Here is a 25,740-nt window from a genome sequence, read left to right as displayed (position 1 = left end):
AACCTGGCCCGGTCGCTCTGCCGGCGGCGCGCGCCTAACCCGCCAGTCGCTCGGCACGGGCGTGACCAGACCATCCACTCCGGCCCCCTACTGCCCCAGCTTAGCAGCGGCCCGCACTACATCGACGCGCCGCGCAACCTCCCCGACAAAGGCCTCGCCCGGCCGCTGGTCGACGGCACCGCGTGAACCACGGCGTGTTCGGCGTCACCAACTTAAATGAGGATAAATCCGAGTTCTCCCCCGACAGCACCGCCAGCCGGATCGACTGCCAACTCACATTGCAGCCCGTTGATGAGGACCGCCGCGCCATGCTCGGCCCCTCCGCCCGACCGACGTGAATGCTTTCGCGCTCAGGCGCCGGGCTTAGCTTTTTTCTTAACTCAGCGCCCAGTTGCCAAGCGCGTACGACGCATTCTATCCATCAAACCGCTACGTCATCGGGCGCGGCGACGTGCCGTCCTTGCCACGCGTCACCAGGCGCTGCACCTTCAAATCCGGGTGCGCCTGCTCGGCCTCCCACAAATCGCGCTTGGCCTGCATATTGATCCAAATTTCCGGCGTGGTATCAAACGCTTGCGCCAGCCGCAACGCCATCTCCGAACTGATACCCGCCCGGCCATTGAGAATGGCGGACAACGTCTTGCGGCTCACGCCCAACGCGGCTGCGCCAGCCGTGACGCTGAGTGCCATCGGCGCGAAATAAAGCCCCTTGAGCACCTCGCCGGGGTGCGGGGGATTGTGCATACGCATAGCCATACCTCAGTGATAGTCCTCGTAATTGACGATATAGACATTCTCGCCTTCAAAGCGAAACGTGATACGCCAGTTACCCGAAACGCTCACCGCCCACATATCGGCCCGGTCACCGGAAAGCGAGTGCAGCCGCAAACTGGGCACATCCATCTCCCCAACCTTGGTAGCCGCATCCAGAAGGCCCAAAACCAGGCGCAATCGATTGGCGTGTTGCGCCTGAATCCCTGCCTTGCTGCCCGTTTCGAAGAACTTCTTGAGACCTTTGTGCTTGAAGCTCTTGATCACCTATTGATCGTAACCCGTAACGGCTTGGGTTACAATGTGAGTATGGAGCGTCTCCGCAATGATGGTTCATGGCTTATTCGTGCTCGCCCTGAGCACCACCTGCTACCGAAAATTCCGCCGCCGGATGCAATGGCGTCGCACGACCCAGGCACGCGCCCGGCCCGCCAGTTCGATGCCCCGAGCGACGACCAAATGCCCTCCCTGGCATCGTGCTGCCGTAATTTACCGAAAGAATCGTATTGTTCGGCCCAGCCGCAGTCGGCGAGGCGTCGCTGGCTGGCCCGCGCGATGTGCTGCGGCAAGCGGGGACTGATCGGCTGCGGCTTGCTCTGCCCGGTTATCGCGCCGAAGTCGTTAGCCGTCCTGGCTCTTTTGTTGCCGGGCATCGGCAGACTGTTTCCGACGTCATTGATCGTCACAGCCGACCACCCGGTGAGCCGTCTCAGCGGATACGGCAAATGGCCGCAACCGCGCATGGGGCGAAAAACGCCGAAACAAGGCGATGAATTTTCGTTTCGGCACACGAGCCGCCTGGCCGGGGCCTGATCTCACGCCGACGTGCCGGCCTGCATCAGCGGTTGTCCCATGCGAACGACTTGCCCGCAGCGGATCGTCTCGTGCAGACGGCAGTGTTCCGGGGCGAGGACGATGATGGTCGAGCCGTGTTGAAAATGGCCGAGCTGATCGCCCTTGGCGACGGACGCCTCGCACGCGATCGTGGCCGGCCCGATGTCACGAGCATTTAACCCCGAATCTATAAAGTCCAGCCGTATGCTGCCTACAAGCACCGCGCCGACGGCGACCAGTGTCACGGTCGTATTCAGCGATTCCAGCTGAAGCGGCATGACCACACGTTCGTTCCGGCAATACAGAAGGGGCACGCGCTCGAATGTCGGGGGGTTGACGTTCCAGAGATCGCCGGCGATGTGTCGGACCTGCCGGATGCTGCAGTCATACGGAGCATGAAAACGGTGATACATGGCGGCCGTCAGGCGCAAGGTGGCGTAGCGACCATTGCGGTACAGCCCGCCCCAGGATTCGTTGTCGAGCAGCTCGTGGAGGTCGTAATCAATACCTTTGGCCTGAAACAGCATGTTGTCCCTGATCGGCCCGCACGCCACCACGACCCCGTCACAGGGGCTGGTGATGACTGACGCCCGCATATCGACCGGCCTTGCGCCATCCCGAAGTTCGCGCGTGAAGCAATCGTGCAGGCTGGCGAACGAGGTTTTCCTGGCCTCGGACAGATCCAGTTCACGACTGAACAGACGCCAGGCGGCGATCGACAACCGGGCGACCAGCGGGTGCTCGATGCGGCTGAACCCTCCGAATGCCCGACTCAGCAATCGGCGCGGAATCATGCGGTTGGTGATCCAGAAATTCAGCGCCGCTCGGGCGCGCGCAACATTCAGCATGGGGCGCTCTCCACTAAAGATCGCCGGCCAGCCCGCACTGCCGGCCCATCGGAGTTGATATGTCGTCGACTATGCTCGTCATAGGCATTGTTATCGTAATCGCGGCCCTGGTCGCTGCCGCCCGGGCCGGGTACTCGCGGCTGTTGCTGTCCCGGGCCAAGCATCCATCGCTTGTCGGTCACGGGCGAATCGCCCGTCGTTTCGCACGCCAGGTGCCAAGCTATGCCTACACGGGTGAGGCGTTCTATCGGAGCGACGACGCCCCGGCGGACGTGGGCCGGCAGCGCCGCCAGGCGTTCGAGGCACTCGCCTGCCGCCTGCGTGAGCGCAGTCCGGTGTCGATCGCCGCCGGCGAACGCGTCGCCGGGATGGTCTCGGACATGCAGTTCGTGCGTCGCTACCGGGTGCCTTTCCAGTATGCCGGCCACGTGCGGGAACACCTCAGCGTCGGCGCGTTCGTCAGCGCCTCCGCGGGCGTCACCCTGACTGATCTCGACGGCAACGAGTCCCTGGATCTGACCGGCGCGTACGGCGTCAACGTCCTCGGCTACGACTTTTACAAGGCCTGCATTGCAGCCGGGGCCGAGCGGGTCGACGATCTGGGGCCGGTGCTTGGCCCCTATCACCCGGTTGTCGAGGACAACGTCCGGCGTCTCACGGAAATCTCCGGGCTGGATGAGGTTTCGTTCCACATGTCGGGCACCGAAGCCGTCATGCAGGCGGTACGACTGGCGCTTTACCACACCGGGCGCAGCCACCTGGTGCGCTTCTGCGGTGCTTATCATGGCTGGTGGGATGGCGTTCAGCCCGGCATCGGCAACCCGCACAAGACCGGCGACGTCTACACCCTCCGGGACATGGACGAACAAACGCTGCGGGTGCTCCGCCAGCGGCGCGACATTGCCTGTGTTCTGGTCAACCCGCTGCAGGTGTTGCATCCGAACGCCAACGCCCCGGGCGACGGTTCGCTGATTAACAGCGCGCGGTCTGCAAACCCCGACGTGGCGGCTTACGGACGGTGGCTGCGCGAGCTGCGCCAGGTGTGCACCGAGCGCGGTATCGTCTTGATTCTCGACGAGGTCTTCGTGGGTTTCCGTATCGCCTATCGCGGTGCGCAGGAATATTTTGGTGTTCAAGCCGACCTCGTTACCTATGGCAAGACGCTTGGCGGCGGGCTGCCGGTGGGCGTGGTGTGCGGCCGTGCCCACCTGATGAAGCGGTTCCGCGATGACCGCCCGGTCGATATCTGCTTTGCCCGCGGCACTTTCAATTCCCACCCCTATGTCATGGCGACGATGAACGAGTTTCTCCGGCGCAGTGCGGGCGCGGATATACAGGCGATCTATGCCAATGCAGACGAAATCTGGCAACGCCGCGCTCGCCTGTTCAACCAGCGTCTCGAGGCCGAGCACCTGCCGCTTCGCGTGGCCCATTTCTCGTCCATTTTCACCGTCCTGTACACGCAGCCATCGCGCTACAACTGGATGCTGCAGTTCTACTTGATCGCCGAGGGGCTGACCCTGCCATGGATCGGCACCGGCCGGTTCATCTTCAGTCTGAACTACACGGAAGACGAGTTCACGGCCGTCGTGGACCGCTTTGTGTCCGCGGCCCGGCAAATGAGCGAAGGCGGTTGGTGGTGGCACGATCCATCCCTTACCAATCAACGGATACAGCGCCGCATCCTCCGGGAAATGCTTCAAGCGAAGCTGGGCTCCGCTGGTGGCGCCCGAACCAAGAGACAACAGCAGATATGACTACAACCCTCGTTTTCCTGCTCTGCGCAGTCCTTTTGAGCGCCGAGCGCGTCACGTATTTCCTGGTCTGGCGTCATCCGGAAAGGTTCCAGCAGATCTGCCGCCATCGATTGCCCGCTGCCCTGGGCGCGCCCATTGATGTCGTCCAGGTCTTGTTCCGGGGCTTCAAAGTGCTGCAGATCGGCGTCTTTTTGTTCTGGTGCGCCTGGTTCGCCGATGGCCTCCCGATCCCCACGGCGACCCTCGCCCCGTGGCTCATTGGCGCCGCCATGATCGTCGCGGGGATGGTGCTGAACTTCAGCGTCTTCGCCGTGCTCGGCAAAACGGGCGTGTTCTACGGCAACAAGCTGGGCTACGACGTGCCCTGGCGGGAAGACTTTCCGTTTTCACTGGTTCCCCATCCGCAGTACGTCGGTGCCGTTCTGGCGATCTGGGGGCTCTTCCTGATCATGCGGTTCCCCCACCCCGACTGGTTTGTGCTGCCCCTGCTGGAAACGCTTTACTACGTGCTGGGCGCCCACTTCGAGCAATGACCCCACCGGCGGCGCCTGTGCATCATTACCTGGCGATCATGGGATCATAGAGATCGCCACGCAGCACATAGAGCGGCGCTTTCCAGTAAAGCTTCAGGTCGTGCAGCGGATCGGTGATGATCTTGGTTGCCCAGGCCAACCCGGTCACGATGCTGGCTTGCATGAACAGTTGCACCATGCGAAACAGCACGGCCCCGATACCGATGCAGATCCAGGTCACCGCGACGTTATGCATGAATTGATAGATGTCGGTATGCGGCGACAGGAGTCCGAACAGGTTTGGCTTGAGGATCAATACGATCGGCGAAAGTGCCCAGACACTCAGCAGCACGATCTTGCGCCGCAGGTTGTAGCCGACCTTTATGGATTCCTTGTATTCGTGGGTCGCTTCGTTCTCGTCGTCGTAGCCTTTCGGTTCGAAGAAGAAGTGTCCGATCTGCCGGGAAATCATCGCCAGAAACCAGCCCGTTATTGCAGCCGACACGGGGGACCTGAACACCAGGAAGTAGGTCATGAGGAAACAGCAGGCGCTGAACAGATGCAGTGACTGGTTGATCCGGCTGTGATGATAGTAACGGTGATCATCCCATCGCTGTTGTTTTAGCTCAGTGAGGAATTTCGTCATTGATCTTGTTTCCGAATTAAAGATGGAACCTCAGATTGCCCCTGTGCAGAGCAAAGCGGATCGCGCCAGACGCTCGACGCGTTCGATTACGCCTCGTGTCGGGGCGTCGGCAATGGCGTAATGAATCCAGCCGAAACGAGTTTCGCCACGATGCGCACGAGCGTGAAAGCGACATCCGGACTGCACGCTACCGAATGCTGACACACAATCTTTGCGACTATGTAACAGTGTTGTTTTGATCTTGCAGCACAGGCACAGGTTCCGACGAACGGGCGCCGCTGGCCTCGATACCGGGGCGCCGCATGCCCGGCGAACCCGCAGACTGCGCGGCACCTGCGCATGATCACGCAAAATCCCGGGCACCGGGCACAAAAACCCGCGAGCGCGGGTTTTCGGGATGTGGACCAAACGGGAACTCAGACGATACGCACGTCATCGGCCGCCTCAACGACGGCGGGCACTTGTCGGTTCTGTATCGACCCGAGGCTCGCCGCTGGTATCGGCGATCGCTGCCGTGAACAAGCATTCGCCGGATCGTCGGCTTAAACCGAGCCATCTGAGCCCGCAATACACGCCCCAAGCGATCATTGCGATGCTCGGTTAGCGCGACCAGCAGCGATGCGACGAATGGCGGCTTCGCGATCGCGCAGCACATCAGCCAGCTTTTCACGATATCCATTGACGACCGTTTCCGGTGCCAGATCGGGGCGGCCCGAATCGAATGGCGGCGCGGGCGCGTATTCGAGCGCGAGCTGGATGGTCTGCGCCACGCCCACGCCGGCGATCCGGGCGACCAGCGCGAGTGCGAAGTCGATGCCGGCCGTTACCCCGCCACCGGTCCAGATATTACCGTCATTGACGACGCGGCCCTCGTCGGGGATCGCGGCGAACTCGGTCAGCATATGCCGCCATGCCCAGTGACAAGCCGCATGCCGCCCCTCTAACAGACCGGCGGCCGCCAGAATCAATGAGCCGGTGCATACCGATGTCACGTAGTCGGCCAAACCGGCCAGGCGCCGGATCGCGGCCATGAATCCGGGACGCGCCATCGCCTCCACGCAGCCGAATCCACCCGGCACGCACAGCACATTGCAGTGCGTAATCGTCGCAAGGTCTTCCAGACCTGTGAATACCAGCCCTTCCGCCTCGATATCCCGGCCGCCTTCCGAGGCTACGCTGAGATGAACGCCGGGCAGGCGCGCAAAGACCTGATGCGGGCCGCAAAAATCCAGATGGGTTACGCCCGGATACAGTGGGAACACGATATGCGTCGTGGGAGCGGCGCTTGTCATGGGCTGGTCTGATTGGGGTGGTTGATTCAGGATAGCGATTTCGCGGATGTCGCGAATGTCATCCTTCCCTCTTTTTCAGCCATGACTTACCGCGTCGGCTTCTTCGTATTTCCGGATTTCCATATCCTCGATCTCACCGGCCCATTGTCGGTGTTCGATAGTGCCGGCTATTTCGGTCGCGCCTACAGCGCCGACATCCAGATGTTATCCATGACCGGTGGTCTGATTCGCAGCTCGTCGGGCCTGGTCACGGACACGACTCGCTGGAACCGCCAACCCGTTGATACATTCATCGTGGTCGGTGGCCGCGGTTCTCGGGCCGCTTCCGCCTGTGTCGACAGCGTAGCCGCCGTGCGATACGCCGGCACCACAGCGCGCCGGACCGCCAGCGTTTGCACCGGCGCCTTTGTGCTCGCCGCAACCGGCCTGCTCGACGGCCGCAAGGCGACCACACACTGGCGCCACGCGGGCGAGCTACAAAGCCGGTTTCCAAGGATTCTTGTCGACGGCGAGCGTATCTTTATTCAGGACGACCGATTCTGGTCATCTGCCGGAATCACGGCCGGCATCGATCTGGCCCTGGCGCTGATGGAATCTGATTTCGGCCCGCAACTCTCGCGAGCGATCGCCGGCGAATTGGTGGTCTATCATCGACGCTCGGGCGGCCAGTCGCAGTTTTCGGCCTTGCAAGCGCTGCAACCGGCGTCGGATCGTGTTCGTGTCGCGCTGGAATATGCACATGCCCATCTGCAAGCCGATCTGTCGATCGAATGCCTGGCCTCGGCAGCCGCGCTCAGCGCGCGACAACTCACGCGACGGTTCAAGGCCGAAACCGGCCTGACACCTGCGCGAGCGGTCGAGCGTCTTCGGGTGGAAGAAGCACGACGACTGCTCGACGACGGCGGACTATCCGTGGCACAAATCGCCCGCGCCGTTGGCTTCGCCAACCCCGAACGGATGCGGCGAGCCTTCATCCGACGTCTCGGCCATCCACCACAGGCGCTACGGCGCGCCAGCCGTTAATTTCGTCTACCCGGCTGGACACTTGTTCTGAGCTATGAAAACGCTTCGGGGATCTCTTCCATCGCTTCTTCGGTATGAAATATCTTGAATCCGCGATCCTGGTAGTTCTGTAGCGCTTTGGGGTGATCCAGTGTGCAGGTGTGCACCCATACGCGCTCCGCGCCCATATCCCAGGCCCGGGAAATGGCTGTGGTCAGAAACGCGCCCCCGATACCCTTGCCAATAAAGGTGGGCAGAAGCCCGAAATATACGACTTCAACACGTTTGTCGTTCTGAAATTCAAGTTCGAAATAGCCCGCCAGCGTACCCGAGACATGGGCGACCCATATCTCGGTTTCAGGACGATTCAGGTGGGCAAGCCAGTCTGTATCCGTCCATGAGAGCCGTGAAGTCCAGAACCATTCAGCGCCGACGCCAGCGTACAGGAAACGATTAAACTCGGGCGACGCTATTTCGCTCTGGATTAATTGAAACCGGTCGTAGCCGGATTTTGCGGATCGCAACTGCCCGGGTTCACGCATCTCCAGGTAGGTTGTTTTAACAAGACGCTTCATAGCAATTAAAAAGAGGTAGCGACGGCTTCCAGCTCGGATTGGATAATTCTAGCGATGCGATCTGCCCATAACGTATACGCCGCCGCGCCCGGATGGAAGCCATCGACTGCGAAATGAACTTTTTCGGCGGGAAAGATCACCGGAACAAAACGACACGCCGCGTTATCCTGCGCAATATTTTGCATGATTCGATTGAGTCTTTTCGCGCGTGCGCCCAGCCACCAGCGCAAGGGCTGTGGCAGCGCCGGGGATTGATGCATCGGCGGCACGCTGGCCAGCAAAATGTGGCGGGCTTGAAACTTCGTTTTGAGTAACGAAACAATTTTCAGCAGATTGTCGGCCCACTGCCTCGACGACGTGCGTGCAGCGACATCGTCGACGCCGACGAAAACCAAGACAAACAGGCGCTGGGCCAAGGCCACGACGACCACTTCGGCGCCCGGCACACCTTGGCCATTTCGGTCGCCGGCAGGCCCCGGGAGAAAACAAGAACCGCAGTCTCAGCGAATCAACCGTCTGAGTTCATCGCGCCATTTTGAGTTCGTCCGATGCAGGCACGCCTACGCCCCGCCATTTTTTGTCAGGACCAAGCCGTGGTCAGTTTGACGATATACCCAGTGGGGTCGACCTGAAATCAGTTACCGATCTTGCGGACTTCGTAAGCTCAGTGCGCTCTTGCAATCCATCAACCATCCGAAACGGGCGTCGGTCCGGAGCGAAAGGGCTCGAGCGTACGCGCCGAGTGTGCCGTGGTAGTGAGCGAGCCCTGCCGTAAGTAGTTTTCCAAGTGGTCAAGCAGCGCGGTATTGCCACTGGCGCCATTGCGCCAGACCGACAGTTCGTAATCGGGCAATGCCGGCAGATGCCGCGCCGCAGTCAACTCGACCACGCGGGCCGATAAGTCGGGCAGGCAGCGATGGGGAAGTACACTGACCGCAAGGCCGGCACCGACGGCCGCGGTCACCGCTGAAAGGCTGACACAGGTGTAGGCCAGACGATAGCGAATGCCGGCTTGTTCCAACGCGTGCAATGCGTCTTTACGAAAGCGGCAGCCTTCGGGAAACAGCGCCAGGGGCAACGGGTCGTGATCGTAGACAGCGGTTTCCGGCGACCCGATCCAGACAAGCGCGCCGCGTTGAATGACGCGGCCGAAGTCGTCGCCGGGCCCGCTGGTAATCAATGCCATGTCCAGACTGCCGGCCTCGATGCGGCGCAAGATATTGGCGGAGGTATTGCAGTACAACTCGACGCCGACTTCGGGATGCGTCTTCGAGAAACGCGCCAGCAGGTCGGGCAAGAGCGTGGCCGCGAAATCATCCGGTGCGGCAAAACGGATATGACCGCTCAGCGGCTCCCGGTCGAAGGCAGCGGCCGCCGCTTCGTAGGCGCGCAGGATACGGTGCGCATGAACCCGTAGTTTTTCACCGTCGGCGGTGAGTCGTTTACATCGACCGGACTTTTCGAACAAGCGCGCACCCATGTCCTCCTGAAGTTTGCGCATCTGCAAGCTGACTGCGGCTTGACTGCGGTGAACCTGCCGAGCCGCGGCGGTAAACGTGCCCGTATCGGCGACGCACATAAATGTTCTCAACAACTCGGGATCGACTGGCTGTTTCATGGCGGCTACCGTCGCGGCTAATACATAAGCATTGGTTATGAATGAGCCCAGTATAAATAGTTGGAATGATCGATCGATCCACTCCTATGCTGCCGCATGCCTGTACCCACTGCGATCCGAGAACAGAGTCATGTCGGTTCATGATCATGGCCGCCCGCGCGGCGTGAACGCCATCCCCTATGTCTTTGTGCTCATCTGGAGCGCCGGCGCCATCGTGGTCAAGCTGGGTTTGCAGGATACGACCGCCTTGGCGTTTCTGGCGCTGCGGATGCCCATCGCCGCATTGGCCGTGTGGTTGATTATCCTGTGGGTGCGGCCGAAATGGCCGTATTCGCGGTCGGGGTTGGCCATCACCGTCGCAACCGGCCTGTTGATGCAGGTGGTCTATCAATCCTGTTTCTTTCTGGCACTGGCGTATCGACTGACCCCTGGCATGATGGCGATCATTCTCGGAACCCAGCCGCTGCTGACCGGCCTGGTTCGTTTTCGGCAAACACACGCACGCCAATGGTTAGGCTTGGTGCTCGGTCTCAGCGGCCTGATCCTGGTGGTCGGTGTTGGCGCGCTCGCGCATCAGGTGCCGATAGCAGGCCTTGTGTGGGGCCTGTTGGCACTACTGGGTATTACCGCCGGCACGCTCATGCAAAAGTTCAACAGTGCGTCGAGACCCATTCTGTGCGACATGGCCGTGCAGTATTCAGTAAGTGCGGTGGTGCTGGTGGTGATTGCGCTGTGGCTGCCGGGGCAATCCGTTCACTGGACGCCGGTGTTCACGCTGACGCTGGGCTGGATGTCGTTGGTCGTGTCGGTCGGTGCGACACTGCTGCTTTACTTCATGATTCAGCGGGGCGAGGTTACACGGGTCACCAGCCTGTTCTTCTGCGTTCCGCCTGCCACCGTACTGTGGGACTTCCTGTTGTTCGGCGACCGACTGTCCGTGCCCGCATTGATCGGCATGCTGCTGGTCGTCGCCGGCCTCATCCTGATTAACCGGCCCGCACCCGGCAAGTCGCCCCGCGTCAACGGCTGATAGACGATGTGAAGACGCCACCGCCCAAGACGGTGGCGTCTTCATTTGAAGCGTCTGTGCCGTGTGGGGGGTTATCTACCCCAAAGTACCGGGATTTCAATGGACGAGAGTGGTCGGACAAAAACGATGAGCACAAAAAAGCCCGTATAAACGGGCTTTTAAAGACTTCCCTGGAACGCACTGGAAGATTTGGATGGAGGCCAGGCCCGGAATCGAACCGAGGTACGCGGCTTTGCAGGCCGCTGCATCACCACTCTGCCACCTGGCCCCAAGTGCGAAGCCCGAGAATAAACCAGGCCTCGACAAAGAAAAACCCCGGCCGGTTCGGCCGAGGTTTCGGCTGTCTGGAGCGGGAAACGAGATTCGAACTCGCGACCCCAACCTTGGCAAGGTTGTGCTCTACCACTGAGCTATTCCCGCCGTGTGAGCGCGTATTATAGGGCAGCGAAACAAGGTGTCAACGATTGATTCCAATCGATTCCGAAATTTGCCGGCCCCGGCGGATCGCGTGCGTCAGCCCCGCTCGATGCTCAGCGTCGGCCAGGCCTGGCGCAGGTAGATCACCATCGACCACAACGTCAGCGCCGCCGATATGACAAGCAGCACCACACCGCCGGTATAGATCGCCTGCTGGTGGTAGAGATCGTAGAGCATGAGGAAGATCGCGAGCATCTGCACGGCGGTCTTGTATTTCCCGAGCGAACCGACCGAAACCACGCCGCGCTGGCCGAGTTCGGCCATCCATTCGCGCAGCGCCGATACGGTCAATTCGCGGCCGACGATAATGCTGGCCGGCAAGGCGACAAACCAGTGCGGATCGCGATACACAAGCATGACCAGTACGGCGCAGACAATGAGCTTGTCCGCGACCGGGTCGAGAAAGGCGCCGAACGCCGAGGTCTGATTCCAACGCCGCGCGAGATGGCCATCGAGCCAGTCCGTGGCCAGCGCGATGCCGAACAGCACGGCCGCCACCACGTTGAAACCCGGGAGCGGAACGAATAACAACCCAAGCACGAAGGGAATGAGTATGAGCCGGAACAGGGTGAGCCAGATGGGCAGGTTCAACGTCTCTCCTCGCGTTGTGGTCGCACGGGCGTTCGCTTACGCCGTGTCGTGAAAATAATCGTAGATCCGCTGCGCCATGGCGGTACTGATGCCGTCGACGCGCGCCAGATCGGAAACGCCGGCCCGCGCCACCTCGCGTGGTCCGCCGAAGGTCTGCAGGAGGCTTTTCCGTCGTTTCGGCCCCAACCCTTCGACGCCGTCGAGAACCGAGGCGCTGCGCGCCTTGCCTCGCTGGCCTCGATGCGCGGCAATCGCGAAACGATGCGCCTCATCCCTGATCTGTTGGATCAAATGCAGCCCCGGTGAGTCGGCTGGCAGTATAAGAGGTGCATTCTGCCCCGGCAAAAACAGCTGTTCCAGGCCCGGCTTGCGCGTCGTGCCCTTGGCAACGCCCAGCAGCTGCACGCCGCTGACTCCAAGCTCGTCGAGCGCCTCCCGGGCCACGCCCAGCTGGCCCTTGCCGCCATCGATGAGCAGCAGGTCGGGCAGTTTCGCTTCGCCGGCCTTGACCCGTTTGAAGCGGCGCGTCACGGCCTGGCGCATCGCCGCATAATCGTCCCCCGGTTCGATGCCGGTGATATTGAAGCGCCGATACGCCGATTTGTTCGGCGCCCCGGCCTCGAACACTACGCACGAGGCCACCGTCTTCTCGCCCCGGGTATGGCTGATATCGAAACAGGCCATCTGCATCGGCGGGTCGTTCAGCCCAAGCGCCTCGGCCAGTGCGGTCAGGCGCTTCTCCACGCCCGCGCGGCTGGCGAGTTTGGCCGACAGCGTCTGCTCGAGCGTGGCGCGTGTGTTTTCCAGCCAGCGGCGACGCTCGCCGCGTACGTTGGTCTTGATGGCCACGCGCCGCTTGCCTCGCGCCGAGAGGCTCTCGGCCAGTTCGGCGTCGTCGACGGGCATCGGGTCGACCAGAAGCTCCGGCGGGGCCGGCCGGTCGATGTAGTACTGACTGATGAACGCGGCCATCGCGTCGCCAATCTGGGTGCCCGACGGCGCGCTGGGGAAGAAGCTGCGATGGCCGAGATTGATGCCGCCCCGCACCGTCACCACCACCACCGCGGCCACACCAGCGTCGATGGCGCCGCAGATCAGGTCGAAGTCGCCCTTGCCGCCCACGGTCTGGCTCTGCGCCTGGAGCCGGCGCAGCGCCGAGATCTTCTCGCGCAGGCGGGCCGCGGTCTCGAAATCGAGCCGGGCCGACGCGGCCTCCATGTCCTGGACCAGCCGATCGATGAGTTTTTCGTTGCGCCCTTCCAGCATTTCCACCGCGTCGGACACATCGCGCGCGTAGTCCTCGGCGCTGATGTAGCCCACGCAGGGCGCGCTGCAGCGCTTGATCTGGTATTGCAGACAAGGCCGCGATCGGTTCTCGAAATAGCTGTCGCGACAGTTGCGCAGCTTGAACAGCCGCATCAGCGTATCCGCCGTATTCTTCACCGCGCCGGAACTGGGGAACGGGCCAAAATAATGGCCTTTACGCTTCTGCGCGCCGCGGTGATAGACCACCCGCGGATAGTCGTTGTCGCCCGTGAGCAGCAGATAGGGATAGCTCTTGTCGTCACGCAGCACCACGTTGTAGCGCGGCCGGTGCTTTTTGATCAGCGTCGACTCGAGCAGCAGCGCATCGTCTTCAGTATGGGTGACGGTGACCTCGATATTGGCCACCTGATCGAGCATCGCCTCGGTCTTGGCGCTGCCCGAGGCGCGGAGGAAGTAACTCGATACGCGCTTTTTGAGATTCTTGGCCTTGCCGACGTAGAGCACCTCGCCGGCGGCGTTATACATGCGATAGACGCCGGGGCGCGTGGTCAGCTGTCGGACGTAGCGGTTGGGGTCGAATCCGGTCTCGTCGGTCATGGTTCTATGATGCGCCCGAAGCGGTTGATGACAAGTCGCGCATTGCATCCACCGCCGCTCGCGCCCGGGCGAATACCGCGTCGAACATGGCGGGCGTGAGCCGGCGCGTATTCTGGTTGTAGCGGCTGCAATGATAGGAGGCGATCAGCCGGCGCCCATCAGCCAGCGTGTATGCCGCGGCATGGCCGAAGGGATAAGCCACCTGGCGCAGGCCAAGCGCCCGCACGGTGGCCTTGTGGGCCAGCCCGCCGAGCGTCACCAGCACCCGCGCGGCGGCCATCTCGTCGACCAGAAATCGATTACAGGTGTGGATCTCGGCGGCGATCGGGCGATTGTCCGGCGGCAGGCATTTCACCGCGTTGGTTATGCGGCAGTCGTAAAGTTCGAGACCGTCGTCCCGGCCAACCGAGCGGGGCGCGCCGGCAAAGCCGTGGGCGTGCAAGGTGGCATAGAGCAAGCTGCCCGCGTCGTCGCCGGTGAATGGACGCCCGGTCGCGTGGGCACCGTGAAGCCCGGGCGCGAGCCCGATCACCAGCAGTGCCGCATTCGGCGGGCCGAACGCGCGCACGGGCGCGCCGTGATGCGCCGGGAAAGCGCGCCGCATCTCCCGGCGCAATGCCACCAGACGCGGACAACGACGACAATGGGGCGCGGGTTCGCGCATCCCCTCTCCTCCATTCCGGCGCGCAGTCCGGACATGCGGGTTATTCATTACCACCGGTCGGTCGAGCCGGCTATGGCGCTCGGTGAGGCCGCCCGCTCGACATGCAATCCACCGGATCGGACACGGCGAGCGGCCCCGCGCACCGCCCGCCGACCGGCAGGGCCGCGCCGCGTGCGATCACGGACCAGGCCTCGACGCGCCGAAGTCGTCGGAGCACGGGCCAGGCCAGGAACCGCGGTCTAACAGGACGCAGAATGACGCGGATCGGGGCCTGGGCCGGATGATCGACGATCATTCGGTGACGCCCAGACGCGTCGTTCTATAATGCCAACTCGGCATTGGAGACCACGATCCCGTCGAGATCGGCGTAGAGCCAGTCTTCGGGCATGAACGACACGCCGGCGAAGCGGACTGGTACGTCTCGTTCGCCGACATTCTTCTTGTCCGACTTGAGCGGATGGGTATTCAGCGCCTTGACCGCGACATCCATCTGCGAGATCGCCTCGGCATCACGGATACAGCCATAGACGATGACGCCGGCCCATTCGTTGTCGATCGCGAGTTGGGCGAGATTGTCGCCCAGCAGCGCGCAGCGATCGGAACCACCGCCATCGACCACCAGTACGCGGCCGGCGCCGGGCTCTTCCAGCGCGAGCCGCACCAGCGAATTATCCTCGAAGCACTTCACGGTACTGATGGGGCCGCCGAAGGCGAGCCGGCCGCCGAAGTCGGTGAACATCGGCTCCAGAATCTGCAGCTGATCGGCGAACTCGTCGCACAGATCGGTTACGGGATACATGAAAGTCTCCTTGCTCAGGACGCGTAATAACGTGACGCCGCAGGACGCGCGCCGAGACCGCACAGGCCCGCCAGCGCACCGCCACTCAACAGGATGAAATAAATCAAGGACCAGGCCGGCAGACTCAGGCCGAGGAACGCGCCCTTGACCGTGGCACAGCTGGCATCACCGCGCAGCACGACCGACACCACCTCCTGCAACGGCATGATGTGGATCAGGTAATTCAGGCCGGGACCGCAGGCGGGCACCTGGTCGGCCGGCAGATGCATGAGCCAGACGTGGCGCGCGGCGATCGCGGCGCCGGCAAGAGCCGCCAGGCCGGCCAGCCCAGCGTAGACACGGTGCGCCAGCGCGCCCGGACCATGGATCCAGCCCACCAGGCAGAACAACGCCACGCCGGCCATGGCCACGCGCTGGAAAATACACAGCGGACAGGGCTCGAGCCCGCCGACGTATTGCAGCAGGTAGACCAGAACCAGCGCGGCGAAGGCGGCGGCGAACCCCGCGGCGAAATACAGGCGAGAAGTCATCGACGGGATATTCCCACAGCGTCCGGCCGGCGGCAACGCAGGTGGAGGCCGCGCGGTCGTCTGTTATCATGAAGTGCATGATGACACTGCGTGCCTTGCCATGACGCCACCTCGTGTCGTGGCCCGGGCCGCGAGTGCGTTGCTGATCGCCGGGAGTCTTTCCGGCATCGGGGCAGCCGCCGCACCCGGGGCGGCGCCGGCACGTCTCGATCGGCTCGGGCACGGCTTGTTTCCCGGCGTCGGGCACCTTCTGGCACCGGGAAACACCCCCTGGCCGCGCTTCGTAGACCCGTGGTCGGCCTCATCCCGCCCGGCCGCCGTGCTGCGCGAGATCGCAGCGCTTCCCCCCGGCCCGCGAGCCGATGCGCCGCGGCCGGGACTGAGCCCGCGCCAGCGGCAGGACCTCGGACGGCGGCTGCACACGACGCTGCCGCGCTACAACCAGCTGTTCGCAAATGCCGGCCGGGCTTATGGCTTCCCGGCCTCGCTGCTCGCCGCGGTCGCCTACATCGAGTCCAAATGGCACCCGCGCGCGACCCATCACAGCGCTGCCGGCATGATGATGCTGTCGCCTTCGACAGCGCGGACGGTGGGCGTGACCCACCGACTCTCCGCCGTGGCAAGCGTGCGCGGCGGCGCTCACTATCTGGCACGAATGCGTGTCCGGGTTTCGAGCAAGGTCCCCCTGCCCGATCGCAACGATTTCGCACTGGCTGCGTACAACATGGGCCTGGGCCATCTGCGCGATGCGCAGACGCTGGCGCGGCGGCTCGGCAAGAACCCGCATCTATGGTCCGATCTCAAGCAGGTGCTGCCGCTGCTGGCCGAGCCGCGTTACTACACCGACCTGCCCCACGGTTATGCCCGCGGCGGCGGCGTGGTCGCCTATGTCGAGCGCGTACGCGGTTACCAGGCGCTGATCGCGCCGCATCTCGACTGATCGGCGCATCGCGCCGGTCGCCCCTTCAATCACTCGAACCCTTTCAAGGAACCCGACTTGTCCGATTTCATGCCGACCACGCCGGTCGTCCAACGCCATGGCCCGCTGCAACTGGCCGGGCGCGTGTTCTACCCCGTGGTCACGCTCATCCTCACACTGGTCGCCGCGACCATGCTCTGGCCCGAAACCATGTCGGGCGTGTTCAATGTGCTGCTGGCCGATATCGTCCATTACTTCGGCTGGTACTACATCTTCATCTGCGCCGGCTTCATCGGCTTCTGCATCTGGGTGGGCTGCAGCCGCTTCGGCACACTCCGGCTCGGGCCGGACGACTCGCGCCCGGAGTTCTCACGCCTGTCCTGGTACACGATGCTGTTCTCGGCCGGCATCGGCATCGGAGTCATCTTCTACGGCACGGCCGAGCCCGTGGCCCACTTCCACCACGCGCCGCGGCACATGACCTCGGACACCGTCGCCGCCGCCCGCTATGCGATCCAGCTGACCTGGATGGAATGGGGCGCGGGCGCGTTCGCGATCTATATCATCGTCGGGCTGGCGCTCGGCTTCGCCACCCATCGTCACGGCCGCCCGCTGGCGATCCGCTGGGGCCTGGAACCCCTGCTGGGGCGCTGGGTGCACGGCTGGATCGGCGACCTGATCGATATCGTGGCCATCATCGGCACCGTGTTCGGGCTGGCGACCTCGCTCGGCCTCGGCGTCATCCAGATCAATACCGGCCTGCAGTATCTCGGCATCGCCCATTCCTCGCTCGACCTGCGCATCACCATCATCGCGCTGATCAGCCTGGCCGCCGGCGTTTCCGTGCTGTCGGGCCTGTCGCGCGGCATCAAGTGGCTGTCGAACCTCAACATCCTGCTGGCCGCGGTGCTGCTGGCCTTCGTGTTCGTGTTCGGCCCCACCGTGTTCCTGCTCAAGGCGCTGACCGCCTCGTTCGGTTACTACTTCCAGCACATCCTGCAAACGAGCTTCGAAACCGATTTCTCCACCGGCAGCGACAAGTGGCAGTCCTACTGGACGGTATTCTTCTGGGCCTGGTGGATCGCCTGGGGCCCGTTCGTGGGCACTTTTCTGGCGCGCATCTCGCGCGGGCGCACGGTGCGCGAATTCGCTCTCGGCGTACTCTGCATCCCGACCCTGGGCATTTTCCTGTGGTTCGGCACCATGGGCTGGGCCGCACTGCACCGCGAGATGTTCGGCGCCGGCGGACTCGGCGATGTCGCGACACAACAGGTCGTCTTCGATTACCTCGCCGGCCTGCCGTTCGCCACGTTCAGCTCGATTCTGGCGATCGTGCTCATCGTGACCTTCTTCGTCACCTCGGCGGACTCGGGCGCGTTCGTGGTCGCCGTGCTGTCCACCGGCGGCATGACGCGCCCCCCGGTGTCGACCCGCGCGTTCTGGGTCCTGCTGCAGGGGCTCGTCAGCATTGCGCTCGCCATCGCCGGCGGCCTGTCGGCGCTGCAGACCGCCTCGCTGGTCGGCGGCCTGCCGTTTTCGGTGGTCATGATTCTGATGTGCGTGGCCGTGGTGAAGAGCATGCGACGTGAACTCGCGGTCTCCGAACACCGTCGCGCCGCCGTGCCAGGCACGATCACACTGGCCGATTGACAGACCATCCACCGGCCTGCGCCACGCGCGCGGGCCGGCCCACAGCACCGATGGCGAGCACGCGAGGGCGCGAATTATCCACAGCCGGTCCGCGATACCGGCGCGCAAGCCGCATAGCCGGGTATCGGAAGCGCGAATGTTTGCGTCGGCGCGGCCCGCGATACACAGTCGGGCCGTTCATTCCTAGCGCGATACATCATGATCGAATTCTATTACCACCCCTCACCGAACCCGGAGAAGGTCGCACTCTATCTGGAAGAAAGCGGCCTCGACTACGCGCTGAAACCGGTCGACACCCGCAAGGGTGAGCAACATGCCCCGGAATTCCTGAAGATCAATCCGAACGCCAAGACACCGGCGATGGTCGATACCGACACTGGCGCGCGCGTGTTCGACAGCACCGCGATCCTGCTGTACCTGGTCGACAAGACCGGCCAATACCGCTTGCCGGAAGATCCGGTCGAGCGCGGCCAGGCGCTGTCGTGGCTGATGTTCATCGCCACGGGCATCGGTCCGTACTCGGGCCAGTGCGTGCACTTCCGGCATTTCGCGCCCGAAGGCAACGACTACGCCATCAATCGCTACGACTTCGAGGCCCGTCGGCACTGGGGGTTGATCGAGCAACACCTGGCCGATCGCCGCTACATGGCGGGCGAGGCCTACGGCATCGTCGACATGGCGTTATGGGGCTGGGGCAGCCGCGTGCCGTTCATTCTCGACAACCAGGGCGTCTGGTCGGACTTTCCGCGGATCAAGCGGTTGCTCGACGAAATCGAGGCCCGGCCCGCAGCGCAACGCGCACGTGCGTTGAAATCCCGGCATGCCTTCAAGACCGAGATGGACGACGAGGCCCGGCGCCACATGTTCCCGCAGAACAGCGCCCGCGGCTGACCGACAGACGGCAAACCGGCCGCGACGGCCGGTTTGCCTGGCTCGGCGCCGTTCAACGATCGCCGGAATCGTCGCGGCGCCGGGCGCCTGCATGCCGCAGCGCGGGTATCGCATAAGCGAGCGCGGCGGCCACGGCGATGGCCCCGAACACGATCTCGAATCGGGGATAGAGCCGGACGAGCAGCAACGCCAGCATCGCCACGAACAGCGCCCCCGAGCGCTGCATCCGGCCGCGATCCCCCATTCGCAGACTGATCAGGAACGCGCCCATCGCGCAGGCCGCGCCCACGGTCAACAGATTCAGCAGCATTGGACACCTCCGCTGGCTGTTATCCCGGCCACACGCGCCACTCAGCGCGCCCCGGGCCGCGCCGTCCATTCCTCCACGGTCAGCGCATAGCGTTCGTGATCGCGCCAATCGCCGCCGATCTTGAGATAACGCGGGGAAAAGCCTTCCAGCCGAAAACCCAGGCGTTCGACAAGCGCCTTCGACGCTCGATTGGCCGGCTGAACATTCGCCTCGACCCGATGCAGGCCATGGCGATCGAAGGCGAGGTCGATCACCCGGGCGAGCACCTGCGACATGAGCCCGCGCCCTTGATAGGGCTCGAACACGAAATACGCGAGGAAGGCGGACTGCAGCGCCCCGTGCACGATTTCGTTGATATGCACGCAGCCGATGAGTGAATGATCGCCAGCGACGGCCACATAGCTGGCCTGGTTGATCGCCTCGTAACGTCTTAGATGCTGGCGGAAACCCGCCACGGTGCAAGGCGGCGAAATCCAGGGATGATGAAGACCCACACTTCGCCGGGCTGCCTCAAGGAACGCCGCCTGGTGTCGTGCCTGAACCGGCTCGATCGTGAACATTCCACCTGCTTCGTCGAGTCACTCTACCCCGTATCTTAGCGAGATTGACCGGTATTCGTGCGAGTGATGGCGATCGAGGTGTTGAAAACGGGGCAAGGCGAACCAGCCCGACGCGCCTATCCCACACCGTCGGGCTTCGAGATACGAAACGGCCGCTTAACACGCAGAATTGACGGCTGCGGGCCAATCTGAAACATTCCCGCCACAATCCCGCACCGAATGGTTCCAGCCGTGTCCGAAACACAAAAGGGTCCCCTGGCCCAGCAGCTTCTCGACGATGCCGTATTTCCGCAGCTTCTGGCGGACAGCAAGGCACTCGTGGCCAGCGAGGTCGAAAAGAAGAACATGGCCCTGCGCACCGGATTCAACATCGTACGGAAAGCCAAGCCGAATCTGATCGACAGTGCCATGCGCGCCCTGCTGCCACAATTCGTGGATGCACTGGAACCGTTCTATGTCCGCGCCCAGGCCGACCCGGACACGCATTTCCGCGATTATCTGATGGCCCATCAGAGCCAGGTGGCCGACGCTCTCCTCGCGGTCAGTGATCGCCGGGTGGCCGAGGTGAACAATCGGGTGGTCAAATCCGGCTATCAGCGGCTGCGCGGGCGCGCCCAGCGCGAAGTGGTTGCCGCCATGCCGGGGATTGCCAGCGTCATGTCGAAATACGCCGATTGACCGCCAAGGGCACGCGTTGACCGGCGCGCCCCGTGCGGCGCGATCCGATCTCAGCGGCCGATCGGTCGGCCGAACCAGCTGGCCGCCGGCTCGCGGAACACCAGATACAGGCCGACGCTCTGCGCCACCGTCTGGCCACACGTCAGCGTCGCCGCCAGCGGAATGGCGCCAAAGTGCATGAACACCAGCGGCAACGCGGGCAGGATGCCGATGATGAACAGAATCAGCATCGCCCCGCGGGCCCAGGATGCGCCCATCGTCAGATAGATGGTCACCAGGGCCATGAGCGAATAGATCGCGATGAAGGTGAACACCGCGAACGAGTGCCCTCCCGGCCCGGCGGGCAACGACAGTACGCGCCCCAGCTTGAGCAGTCCGAGCACGATGCTGAGCCAGAACAGCACGAGGGCCCAGAACACCGGCGCCGGCCGGTTCGATTTATCTTGGGACATGCGCGGCCCGTCTTTCAGGTCATGAAACAACGCGGGCGGCACGACATGGGCATCGTGCCGCCCGGCTCGGCGAACGCTGGCGCGTTTACTGCTTGATCCCGCCCTGGGTGAGCCCGGCCGGGTCGAGCAGCCGGTCGAGTTCGGCTTCGGACAGATCGGTCTGTTCCATGGCCAGCTCCTTGACCGGACGCCCTTCCTTGTACGCCTGTTTGGCGATGGCCGCGCCCTTGTCGTAACCGATCACCGAGTTCAACGCGGTCACCAGGATCGGGTTCTTCGACAACGCATCGTCGAGGTTGTCCTGGTTGACCGTGAAACCGGCGATCGCCTTGTCCGCCAGCACACGCGCGGTGTTGGTCAGCAACTCGATGGACTGCAGCAGGTTGTAGGCCACGACCGGCAGCATGACGTTGAGCTGGAAATTACCGGCCTGGCCGGACACCGTGATAGTGGTGTGGTTGCCCATGACCTGGGCGGCGACCATGGTAGCGGCCTCGGGGATCACCGGGTTCACCTTGCCCGGCATGATCGACGAGCCGGGCTGGAGCGCCGGCAGCTGGATCTCGCCGAGGCCGGCCAGCGGGCCGGAGTTCATCCAGCGCAGATCGTTGGCGATCTTCATGATCGACACCGCGATGGTATTGAGCTGGCCGGAGAGTTCGACCGCGCTGTCCTGCGAGGACAGGCACTCGAAGTAATTCTCGCTGGTCGAGAACGGGCAGCGCGCGACCTCGCTGATCGCCCGGGCGATCCGCTCGCCGAACTCGGGATGCGCGTTGATGCCGGTACCCACGGCGGTGCCGCCCTGGGCCAGGCGCCGCATGCGCGTGAGCGCCGATTCCACGCGGGCGATGTTGGAATCGATCTGCGCGGCCCAGCCGCCGAGTTCCTGGTCGAACCGCACCGGCATGGCATCCATCAGGTGCGTACGCCCGGTCTTGACCACCGTGGACAGCTCCTCGCCCTTGGTGTGCAGCGTATCGCGCAGATGCCGCAGCGCCGGCAGCAGATGTCGTTCGCACTCGACCACCGAGGCGACCTGGATCGACGTCGGGATGGTGTCGTTGGACGACTGGCCCATGTTGACGTGATCGTTCGGGTGCACCGTCTGGCCCGCCGTCTGGCTGGCGACATGCGCGATCACCTCGTTGGTGTTCATGTTGGTCGAGGTGCCCGAGCCGGTCTGAAAGATATCGACCGGAAAATGGTCGTCATAGTCGCCGGCGGCAACCTTCTTGCCGGCGTCGATGATCGCTTCCGCGATATCGCCGTCGAGCAGGCCGAGATCGCGGTTGACCTGTGCCGCACTGGCCTTGATCAGGCCGAGCGCGTTGATCATGGCACGCGGCGCGCGCAGATCGGAGATCGGGAAATTCTCGATCGCGCGCTGGGACTGGGCGCCCCACAACGCGTCCCTGGGCACACGCAGTTCGCCCATGCTGTCTTTTTCGATGCGGTAGTTCTGATCGGCCATCGCGGACTCCTTCTCGACGCGGTATCCCGGCCCGGGGCCGGCGACAAAAGCGATGCCGGCGACCGCTGGCGACGCCGGCACCTTGTATTCGGTAGAATCCGCGATTCTATCACCGCCTTCGTTCACGGATGTTCCCCATATGCCGACGCGACTGACCGCACTGACCGCGATTTCGCCGATCGACGGCCGCTACGGCGGCAAGACCGCCGACCTGCGCCCCATGTGCAGCGAATACGGGTTGATTCGTTACCGGCTGATCGTCGAGATCCGCTGGTTCCAGGCGCTGGCCGCCGAGCCGGCGATCCCCGAGATCGGCGAAATGTCGCAGGCGGCCAATGACTATCTCGAATCTCTGATCGATGACTTCGATGAAGGCGAGGCCGATGCGGTCAAGACCATCGAGCGCACCACGAATCACGACGTGAAGGCCGTCGAGTACTACCTGCGCGACAAGATCGAGCACTTCGACGAAATAGCCCACGTCAGCCAGTTCATTCACTTCGCGTGCACGTCCGAGGACATCAACAATCTGGCCTATGCCCAGATGCTGCGCGACGCCCGCAGCGACGTGCTGCTGCCGCGGCTGGATCAGGTCATCGAGGCCATCGCCACGATGGCGGATATCTATGCCGATTTCGCCATGCTCTCGCGCACACACGGCCAGTCGGCGTCACCGACCACGTTGGGCAAGGAAATGGCCGTGTTCGTCCAGCGCCTGCGTCGTCAACGCGCCGCCCTGGCCGCTATCGAGATCCTGGGCAAGATGAACGGGGCCGTGGGCAACTACAACGCGCATCTGGCGGCTTATCCGGAGGCCGACTGGCCGGGCATTGCCGAACGCTTCATCACCGGCATGGGGCTAGCGACCAGCCCGGCGACCACCCAGATCGAGCCGCACGACTACGTGGCCGAATTCTTCCATGCCGTCATGCGCGTGAACACGATCCTGCTGGATTTCTCGCGCGATATCTGGAGCTATATTTCGCTGGGCTACTTCCGGCAGGCGACGGTCGAGGGCGAGGTCGGCTCGTCGACCATGCCGCACAAGGTCAACCCGATCGATTTCGAGAACGCCGAAGGCAATCTCGGCCTGGGCAACGCGATCATGGATCATCTGGCGGCCAAACTCCCGATCTCGCGCTGGCAACGCGACCTGACCGATTCCACCGTATTGCGGAATCTCGGCGTCGGTCTGGCGCATTCCACCCTGTCCTACGATGCGCTGCTGCGCGGCCTGGGCAAGCTCGAAGCCGACGCCAGACGCCTGGATGCCGACCTCGACGACAACTGGATCGTGCTCGGCGAAGCCATCCAGACCGTCATGCGCGCCCGCGGTATCTCCGGCGCGTACGAAAAGCTCAAGGCACTCACGCGCGGCAAGAAGCTCGATGCCGAGGCCATGCATGCCTTCATCGACAGTCTCGAGATCACCGCCGACGACAAGCGCCGGCTCAAGGCCATGCGCCCGCAGGACTACATCGGCAATGCGGTGGGCCAGGCCCAGCGTGCCGCCGACGGCGGTCAGGAATAGTGTCCTGTCCTGGGTATTTTGCCGTATTCAGAACGCCTGTGCGGGTCCAGCACAAGGCGCGCGACTGCGCCATAGCGTGGCCATAGCGTGCCTATGGCAAAGGAGCGCAACGCAGTGATGGGCGCGCACAGGCGTTCCCTTCGGAATATCGGGTGTGGGGCGAGGCGGCGCGCGCCCGTGGACGGCGTTGCGCCGCTTGGCCAGGGGGATGCCCTGGCCGGCGCGTCGCGCCTTGCCACGAACGCGCGCCGCCTCGCTGAATACGACAAAATACCCAGGACAGGACACTAGCATTGGACGTACTCGAAGCGATCCGCCGGCGGCGCTCGGTGCGCAAGTTCGATCCCGCGCATCGGATGAGCGAGGCCGAAATCCGCGAACTGATGGATCATGTAATCCTGTCGCCTACCGCCTTCAACATCCAGAACTGGCGGTTCGTTGCCGTGCGCGACCGTACGCTGCGCACCGAGATCCGCAAGGCCGCCTGGGGCCAGTCGCAGGTGACCGACGCCTCGCTGCTGCTCGTGTTCTGCATGGATCTGAAAAGCTGGGATAAATCGCCCGAGCGCTATTGGGTGAACGCGCCCGCGCATGTCTCGGAGTCGATGGTGCGCGAAATCCGGCACTTCTATCGCGACGACGACATGTTGCAGCGCGACGAAGGCATGCGCTCCTGCGGCATGGCCGCGCAGACCGCCATGCTGGCGGCCAAGGCGATGGGCTATGAGTCGTGCCCGATGGACGGCTTCGACTTCAAGCGTGTCGGACACTTGATCAACCTACCGCCGGATCATCGCATCTGCATGATGTTATGCATCGGCAAACCACTGGCCGACGCCCACCCGCGCGCCGGCCAGCTTGCCGTCGACGATGTCTTCATGGACAACGGCTTCCCCGAGCGCGAGCGCTGATCCCGCCGGAAAGCCCGCCGCCACGACCTGGAGCCTATGCCAACCGGCTGTTATTCCTCCGGCGCGATGTGCTCCAGCCGTCGGATCCGCTCGCGGACGGTTTCCGGGATGCGCATGCTGGTCTGGGCGCCGTAATCGAACCAGACGATGACGTTGGTGTACACCGCGATCGGCTCGTCCGACTCGGAGCCGAACAGGCATTGCTCCAGTTCCAGGCTCGATCGGCCGAGGCGCCGCACGCGCGTACCGATCTCCACATCCGCCGGAAACCGCAACTGGCGACGGAAACTGCATTGCAGATCCGCCAGGATCGGCCCATCGCTGGTCTGGGTGTCGCCACCCTCGGTGATCCGGTGGATGTAATCGATGCGCCCGTCTTCCGAATATCGAAAGAAGACCGTGTTGTTCACATGGCCAAGGCTGTCCATTTCGCCCCATTTCACCTTGATCGGGGTGATGTGGGCATAGTCTGAGCGGTTCGGTTCGCGCATGGCCTCCCTCGCACTGCATCCGTTATTCCATACGCCGCCGTATTGACAGAACACGACGACTGCG

At 63.3% G+C, this 25,740-nt stretch carries 30 protein-coding genes and 2 tRNA genes; 12 read left to right on the top strand and 20 right to left on the bottom strand.

The window, feature by feature from the left end; genetic code table 11:
* Positions 1–182: 182 nt before the first annotated feature.
* On the top strand, positions 183–338 hold the full coding sequence (locus tag ACS8Y6_RS05250) for a hypothetical protein (protein ID WP_440855111.1): 156 nt from the start codon (positions 183–185) through the stop codon (positions 336–338).
* 91 nt (positions 339–429) lie between these two features.
* On the opposite strand, the gene ACS8Y6_RS05245 is transcribed toward ACS8Y6_RS05250, so the two are convergent.
* Together ACS8Y6_RS05245 and ACS8Y6_RS05240 are read right to left on the bottom strand one after the other, a co-directional pair.
* Positions 430–750 carry a HigA family addiction module antitoxin gene (locus ACS8Y6_RS05245; RefSeq protein ID WP_440850510.1) on the bottom strand — a complete coding sequence of 107 codons (321 nt, stop codon included), beginning with the start codon at positions 748–750 and terminating at the stop codon, positions 430–432.
* A 9-nt stretch (positions 751–759) separates the two neighbouring features.
* A complete protein-coding gene (locus tag ACS8Y6_RS05240) occupies positions 760–1,038 on the bottom strand; it encodes a type II toxin-antitoxin system RelE/ParE family toxin (protein ID WP_440850509.1) in 279 nt (92 codons plus the stop codon).
* Between the two features lie 42 nt (positions 1,039–1,080).
* Between ACS8Y6_RS05240 and ACS8Y6_RS05235 the strand changes: the two genes are divergently transcribed.
* Complete coding sequence (locus ACS8Y6_RS05235) at positions 1,081–1,584, top strand: hypothetical protein (protein ID WP_440855110.1); 504 nt, start codon at positions 1,081–1,083, stop codon at positions 1,582–1,584.
* A gap of 2 nt (positions 1,585–1,586) precedes the next feature.
* Here the strand turns inward: ACS8Y6_RS05235 and asd are convergent, their stop codons facing one another.
* Positions 1,587–2,453 carry an archaetidylserine decarboxylase gene (gene asd, locus ACS8Y6_RS05230; protein WP_440850508.1) on the bottom strand — a complete coding sequence of 289 codons (867 nt, stop codon included), beginning with the start codon at positions 2,451–2,453 and terminating at the stop codon, positions 1,587–1,589.
* Positions 2,454–2,524: 71 nt separating this feature from the next.
* On the opposite strand from asd, the gene ACS8Y6_RS05225 reads away from it, so the two are divergent.
* Together ACS8Y6_RS05225 and ACS8Y6_RS05220 are read left to right on the top strand one after the other, a co-directional pair.
* Positions 2,525–4,210, top strand: coding sequence for an aminotransferase class III-fold pyridoxal phosphate-dependent enzyme (locus tag ACS8Y6_RS05225; protein WP_440855178.1), 1,686 nt, complete (start codon positions 2,525–2,527; stop codon positions 4,208–4,210).
* Positions 4,207–4,743: a methyltransferase gene (locus ACS8Y6_RS05220; protein ID WP_440850507.1), complete on the top strand. Its 537-nt coding sequence runs from the start codon at positions 4,207–4,209 to the stop codon at positions 4,741–4,743. Before ACS8Y6_RS05225 ends, ACS8Y6_RS05220 begins: the two co-directional genes overlap by 4 nt.
* Before the next feature lie 25 nt (positions 4,744–4,768).
* Here ACS8Y6_RS05220 and ACS8Y6_RS05215 read toward each other — a convergent pair whose 3' ends face one another.
* Both ACS8Y6_RS05215 and ACS8Y6_RS05210 read right to left on the bottom strand, forming a co-directional pair.
* On the bottom strand, positions 4,769–5,368 hold the full coding sequence (locus ACS8Y6_RS05215; RefSeq protein ID WP_440850506.1) for a hypothetical protein: 600 nt from the start codon (positions 5,366–5,368) through the stop codon (positions 4,769–4,771).
* 584 nt (positions 5,369–5,952) lie between these two features.
* Positions 5,953–6,660 carry a DJ-1/PfpI family protein gene (locus ACS8Y6_RS05210; protein WP_440850505.1) on the bottom strand — a complete coding sequence of 236 codons (708 nt, stop codon included), beginning with the start codon at positions 6,658–6,660 and terminating at the stop codon, positions 5,953–5,955.
* A gap of 81 nt (positions 6,661–6,741) precedes the next feature.
* On the opposite strand from ACS8Y6_RS05210, the gene ACS8Y6_RS05205 reads away from it, so the two are divergent.
* Entirely contained in the window at positions 6,742–7,683 is a 942-nt protein-coding gene (locus ACS8Y6_RS05205; RefSeq protein ID WP_440855109.1) for a GlxA family transcriptional regulator, read from the top strand.
* 32 nt (positions 7,684–7,715) lie between these two features.
* Here ACS8Y6_RS05205 and ACS8Y6_RS05200 read toward each other — a convergent pair whose 3' ends face one another.
* The 3 genes from ACS8Y6_RS05200 to ACS8Y6_RS05190 form a co-directional block, all read right to left on the bottom strand.
* A complete protein-coding gene (locus ACS8Y6_RS05200) occupies positions 7,716–8,237 on the bottom strand; it encodes a GNAT family N-acetyltransferase (RefSeq protein ID WP_440855108.1) in 522 nt (173 codons plus the stop codon).
* A gap of 5 nt (positions 8,238–8,242) precedes the next feature.
* On the bottom strand, positions 8,243–8,683 hold the full coding sequence (locus tag ACS8Y6_RS05195; protein WP_440855107.1) for an SGNH/GDSL hydrolase family protein: 441 nt from the start codon (positions 8,681–8,683) through the stop codon (positions 8,243–8,245).
* Between the two features lie 239 nt (positions 8,684–8,922).
* Entirely contained in the window at positions 8,923–9,855 is a 933-nt protein-coding gene (locus ACS8Y6_RS05190) for a LysR substrate-binding domain-containing protein (RefSeq protein WP_440850501.1), read from the bottom strand.
* 130 nt (positions 9,856–9,985) lie between these two features.
* Between ACS8Y6_RS05190 and ACS8Y6_RS05185 the strand changes: the two genes are divergently transcribed.
* Positions 9,986–10,885: a DMT family transporter gene (locus ACS8Y6_RS05185; protein ID WP_440855106.1), complete on the top strand. Its 900-nt coding sequence runs from the start codon at positions 9,986–9,988 to the stop codon at positions 10,883–10,885.
* Positions 10,886–11,079: 194 nt separating this feature from the next.
* On the opposite strand, the gene ACS8Y6_RS05180 is transcribed toward ACS8Y6_RS05185, so the two are convergent.
* The 7 genes from ACS8Y6_RS05180 to ACS8Y6_RS05150 all read right to left on the bottom strand — a co-directional run bounded on the left by ACS8Y6_RS05180 (position 11,080) and on the right by ACS8Y6_RS05150 (position 15,809).
* Positions 11,080–11,153: transfer RNA gene (locus ACS8Y6_RS05180), tRNA-Cys, on the bottom strand.
* 77 nt (positions 11,154–11,230) lie between these two features.
* A tRNA-Gly gene (locus ACS8Y6_RS05175) sits at positions 11,231–11,305 on the bottom strand.
* A gap of 93 nt (positions 11,306–11,398) precedes the next feature.
* Positions 11,399–11,953: a CDP-diacylglycerol--glycerol-3-phosphate 3-phosphatidyltransferase gene (gene pgsA / locus ACS8Y6_RS05170; protein WP_440848379.1), complete on the bottom strand. Its 555-nt coding sequence runs from the start codon at positions 11,951–11,953 to the stop codon at positions 11,399–11,401.
* Between the two features lie 36 nt (positions 11,954–11,989).
* On the bottom strand, positions 11,990–13,816 hold the full coding sequence (uvrC, locus tag ACS8Y6_RS05165) for an excinuclease ABC subunit UvrC (protein ID WP_440855105.1): 1,827 nt from the start codon (positions 13,814–13,816) through the stop codon (positions 11,990–11,992).
* Between the two features lie 4 nt (positions 13,817–13,820).
* Positions 13,821–14,480 (bottom strand): uracil-DNA glycosylase, encoded by a 660-nt coding sequence (locus ACS8Y6_RS05160; RefSeq protein WP_440848377.1) that lies wholly within the window; start codon positions 14,478–14,480, stop codon positions 13,821–13,823.
* Between the two features lie 319 nt (positions 14,481–14,799).
* Positions 14,800–15,279, bottom strand: a complete 480-nt coding sequence (gene rraA, locus ACS8Y6_RS05155) for a ribonuclease E activity regulator RraA (protein WP_440848376.1) — start codon at positions 15,277–15,279, stop codon at positions 14,800–14,802.
* 14 nt (positions 15,280–15,293) lie between these two features.
* The gene (locus ACS8Y6_RS05150) at positions 15,294–15,809 is read right to left on the bottom strand and encodes a disulfide bond formation protein B (RefSeq protein ID WP_440848375.1); all 516 of its coding nucleotides are present in this window, start codon (positions 15,807–15,809) and stop codon (positions 15,294–15,296) included.
* A gap of 100 nt (positions 15,810–15,909) precedes the next feature.
* On the opposite strand from ACS8Y6_RS05150, the gene ACS8Y6_RS05145 reads away from it, so the two are divergent.
* The 3 genes from ACS8Y6_RS05145 to ACS8Y6_RS05135 all read left to right on the top strand — a co-directional run bounded on the left by ACS8Y6_RS05145 (position 15,910) and on the right by ACS8Y6_RS05135 (position 19,269).
* Complete coding sequence (locus ACS8Y6_RS05145; protein ID WP_440848374.1) at positions 15,910–16,749, top strand: transglycosylase SLT domain-containing protein; 840 nt, start codon at positions 15,910–15,912, stop codon at positions 16,747–16,749.
* A gap of 57 nt (positions 16,750–16,806) precedes the next feature.
* On the top strand, positions 16,807–18,378 hold the full coding sequence (locus ACS8Y6_RS05140; protein ID WP_440848373.1) for a BCCT family transporter: 1,572 nt from the start codon (positions 16,807–16,809) through the stop codon (positions 18,376–18,378).
* A 198-nt stretch (positions 18,379–18,576) separates the two neighbouring features.
* Positions 18,577–19,269 carry a glutathione S-transferase family protein gene (locus ACS8Y6_RS05135; protein WP_440855104.1) on the top strand — a complete coding sequence of 231 codons (693 nt, stop codon included), beginning with the start codon at positions 18,577–18,579 and terminating at the stop codon, positions 19,267–19,269.
* Between the two features lie 52 nt (positions 19,270–19,321).
* Here the strand turns inward: ACS8Y6_RS05135 and ACS8Y6_RS05130 are convergent, their stop codons facing one another.
* Both ACS8Y6_RS05130 and ACS8Y6_RS05125 read right to left on the bottom strand, forming a co-directional pair.
* Complete coding sequence (locus ACS8Y6_RS05130) at positions 19,322–19,579, bottom strand: hypothetical protein (protein WP_440848371.1); 258 nt, start codon at positions 19,577–19,579, stop codon at positions 19,322–19,324.
* Between the two features lie 41 nt (positions 19,580–19,620).
* Positions 19,621–20,139 carry a GNAT family N-acetyltransferase gene (locus ACS8Y6_RS05125; protein ID WP_440848370.1) on the bottom strand — a complete coding sequence of 173 codons (519 nt, stop codon included), beginning with the start codon at positions 20,137–20,139 and terminating at the stop codon, positions 19,621–19,623.
* Positions 20,140–20,370: 231 nt separating this feature from the next.
* Here ACS8Y6_RS05125 and ACS8Y6_RS05120 point away from each other — a divergent pair, with 231 nt between their 5' ends.
* Positions 20,371–20,817, top strand: a complete 447-nt coding sequence (locus tag ACS8Y6_RS05120) for a DUF6918 family protein (protein ID WP_440848369.1) — start codon at positions 20,371–20,373, stop codon at positions 20,815–20,817.
* A gap of 50 nt (positions 20,818–20,867) precedes the next feature.
* Here ACS8Y6_RS05120 and ACS8Y6_RS05115 read toward each other — a convergent pair whose 3' ends face one another.
* Both ACS8Y6_RS05115 and ACS8Y6_RS05110 read right to left on the bottom strand, forming a co-directional pair.
* Positions 20,868–21,269 (bottom strand): hypothetical protein, encoded by a 402-nt coding sequence (locus ACS8Y6_RS05115; RefSeq protein WP_440848368.1) that lies wholly within the window; start codon positions 21,267–21,269, stop codon positions 20,868–20,870.
* Between the two features lie 85 nt (positions 21,270–21,354).
* The gene (locus tag ACS8Y6_RS05110) at positions 21,355–22,743 is read right to left on the bottom strand and encodes a class II fumarate hydratase (RefSeq protein ID WP_440848367.1); all 1,389 of its coding nucleotides are present in this window, start codon (positions 22,741–22,743) and stop codon (positions 21,355–21,357) included.
* A 139-nt stretch (positions 22,744–22,882) separates the two neighbouring features.
* Between ACS8Y6_RS05110 and purB the strand changes: the two genes are divergently transcribed.
* Both purB and ACS8Y6_RS05100 read left to right on the top strand, forming a co-directional pair.
* Positions 22,883–24,274, top strand: a complete 1,392-nt coding sequence (gene purB, locus ACS8Y6_RS05105) for an adenylosuccinate lyase (protein ID WP_440848366.1) — start codon at positions 22,883–22,885, stop codon at positions 24,272–24,274.
* Positions 24,275–24,567: 293 nt separating this feature from the next.
* Positions 24,568–25,185 (top strand): nitroreductase family protein, encoded by a 618-nt coding sequence (locus ACS8Y6_RS05100; RefSeq protein ID WP_440848365.1) that lies wholly within the window; start codon positions 24,568–24,570, stop codon positions 25,183–25,185.
* 50 nt (positions 25,186–25,235) lie between these two features.
* Here ACS8Y6_RS05100 and ACS8Y6_RS05095 read toward each other — a convergent pair whose 3' ends face one another.
* A complete protein-coding gene (locus ACS8Y6_RS05095; protein ID WP_440848364.1) occupies positions 25,236–25,676 on the bottom strand; it encodes an acyl-CoA thioesterase in 441 nt (146 codons plus the stop codon).
* Between the last annotated feature and the right edge of the window lie 64 nt (positions 25,677–25,740).

Origin of the sequence: Salinisphaera sp. RV14, from assembly GCF_052044135.1 — a bacterium.
Lineage (GTDB): Bacteria > Pseudomonadota > Gammaproteobacteria > Nevskiales > Salinisphaeraceae > Salinisphaera.
This window is presented reverse-complemented; position numbering and strand designations above follow the sequence as displayed.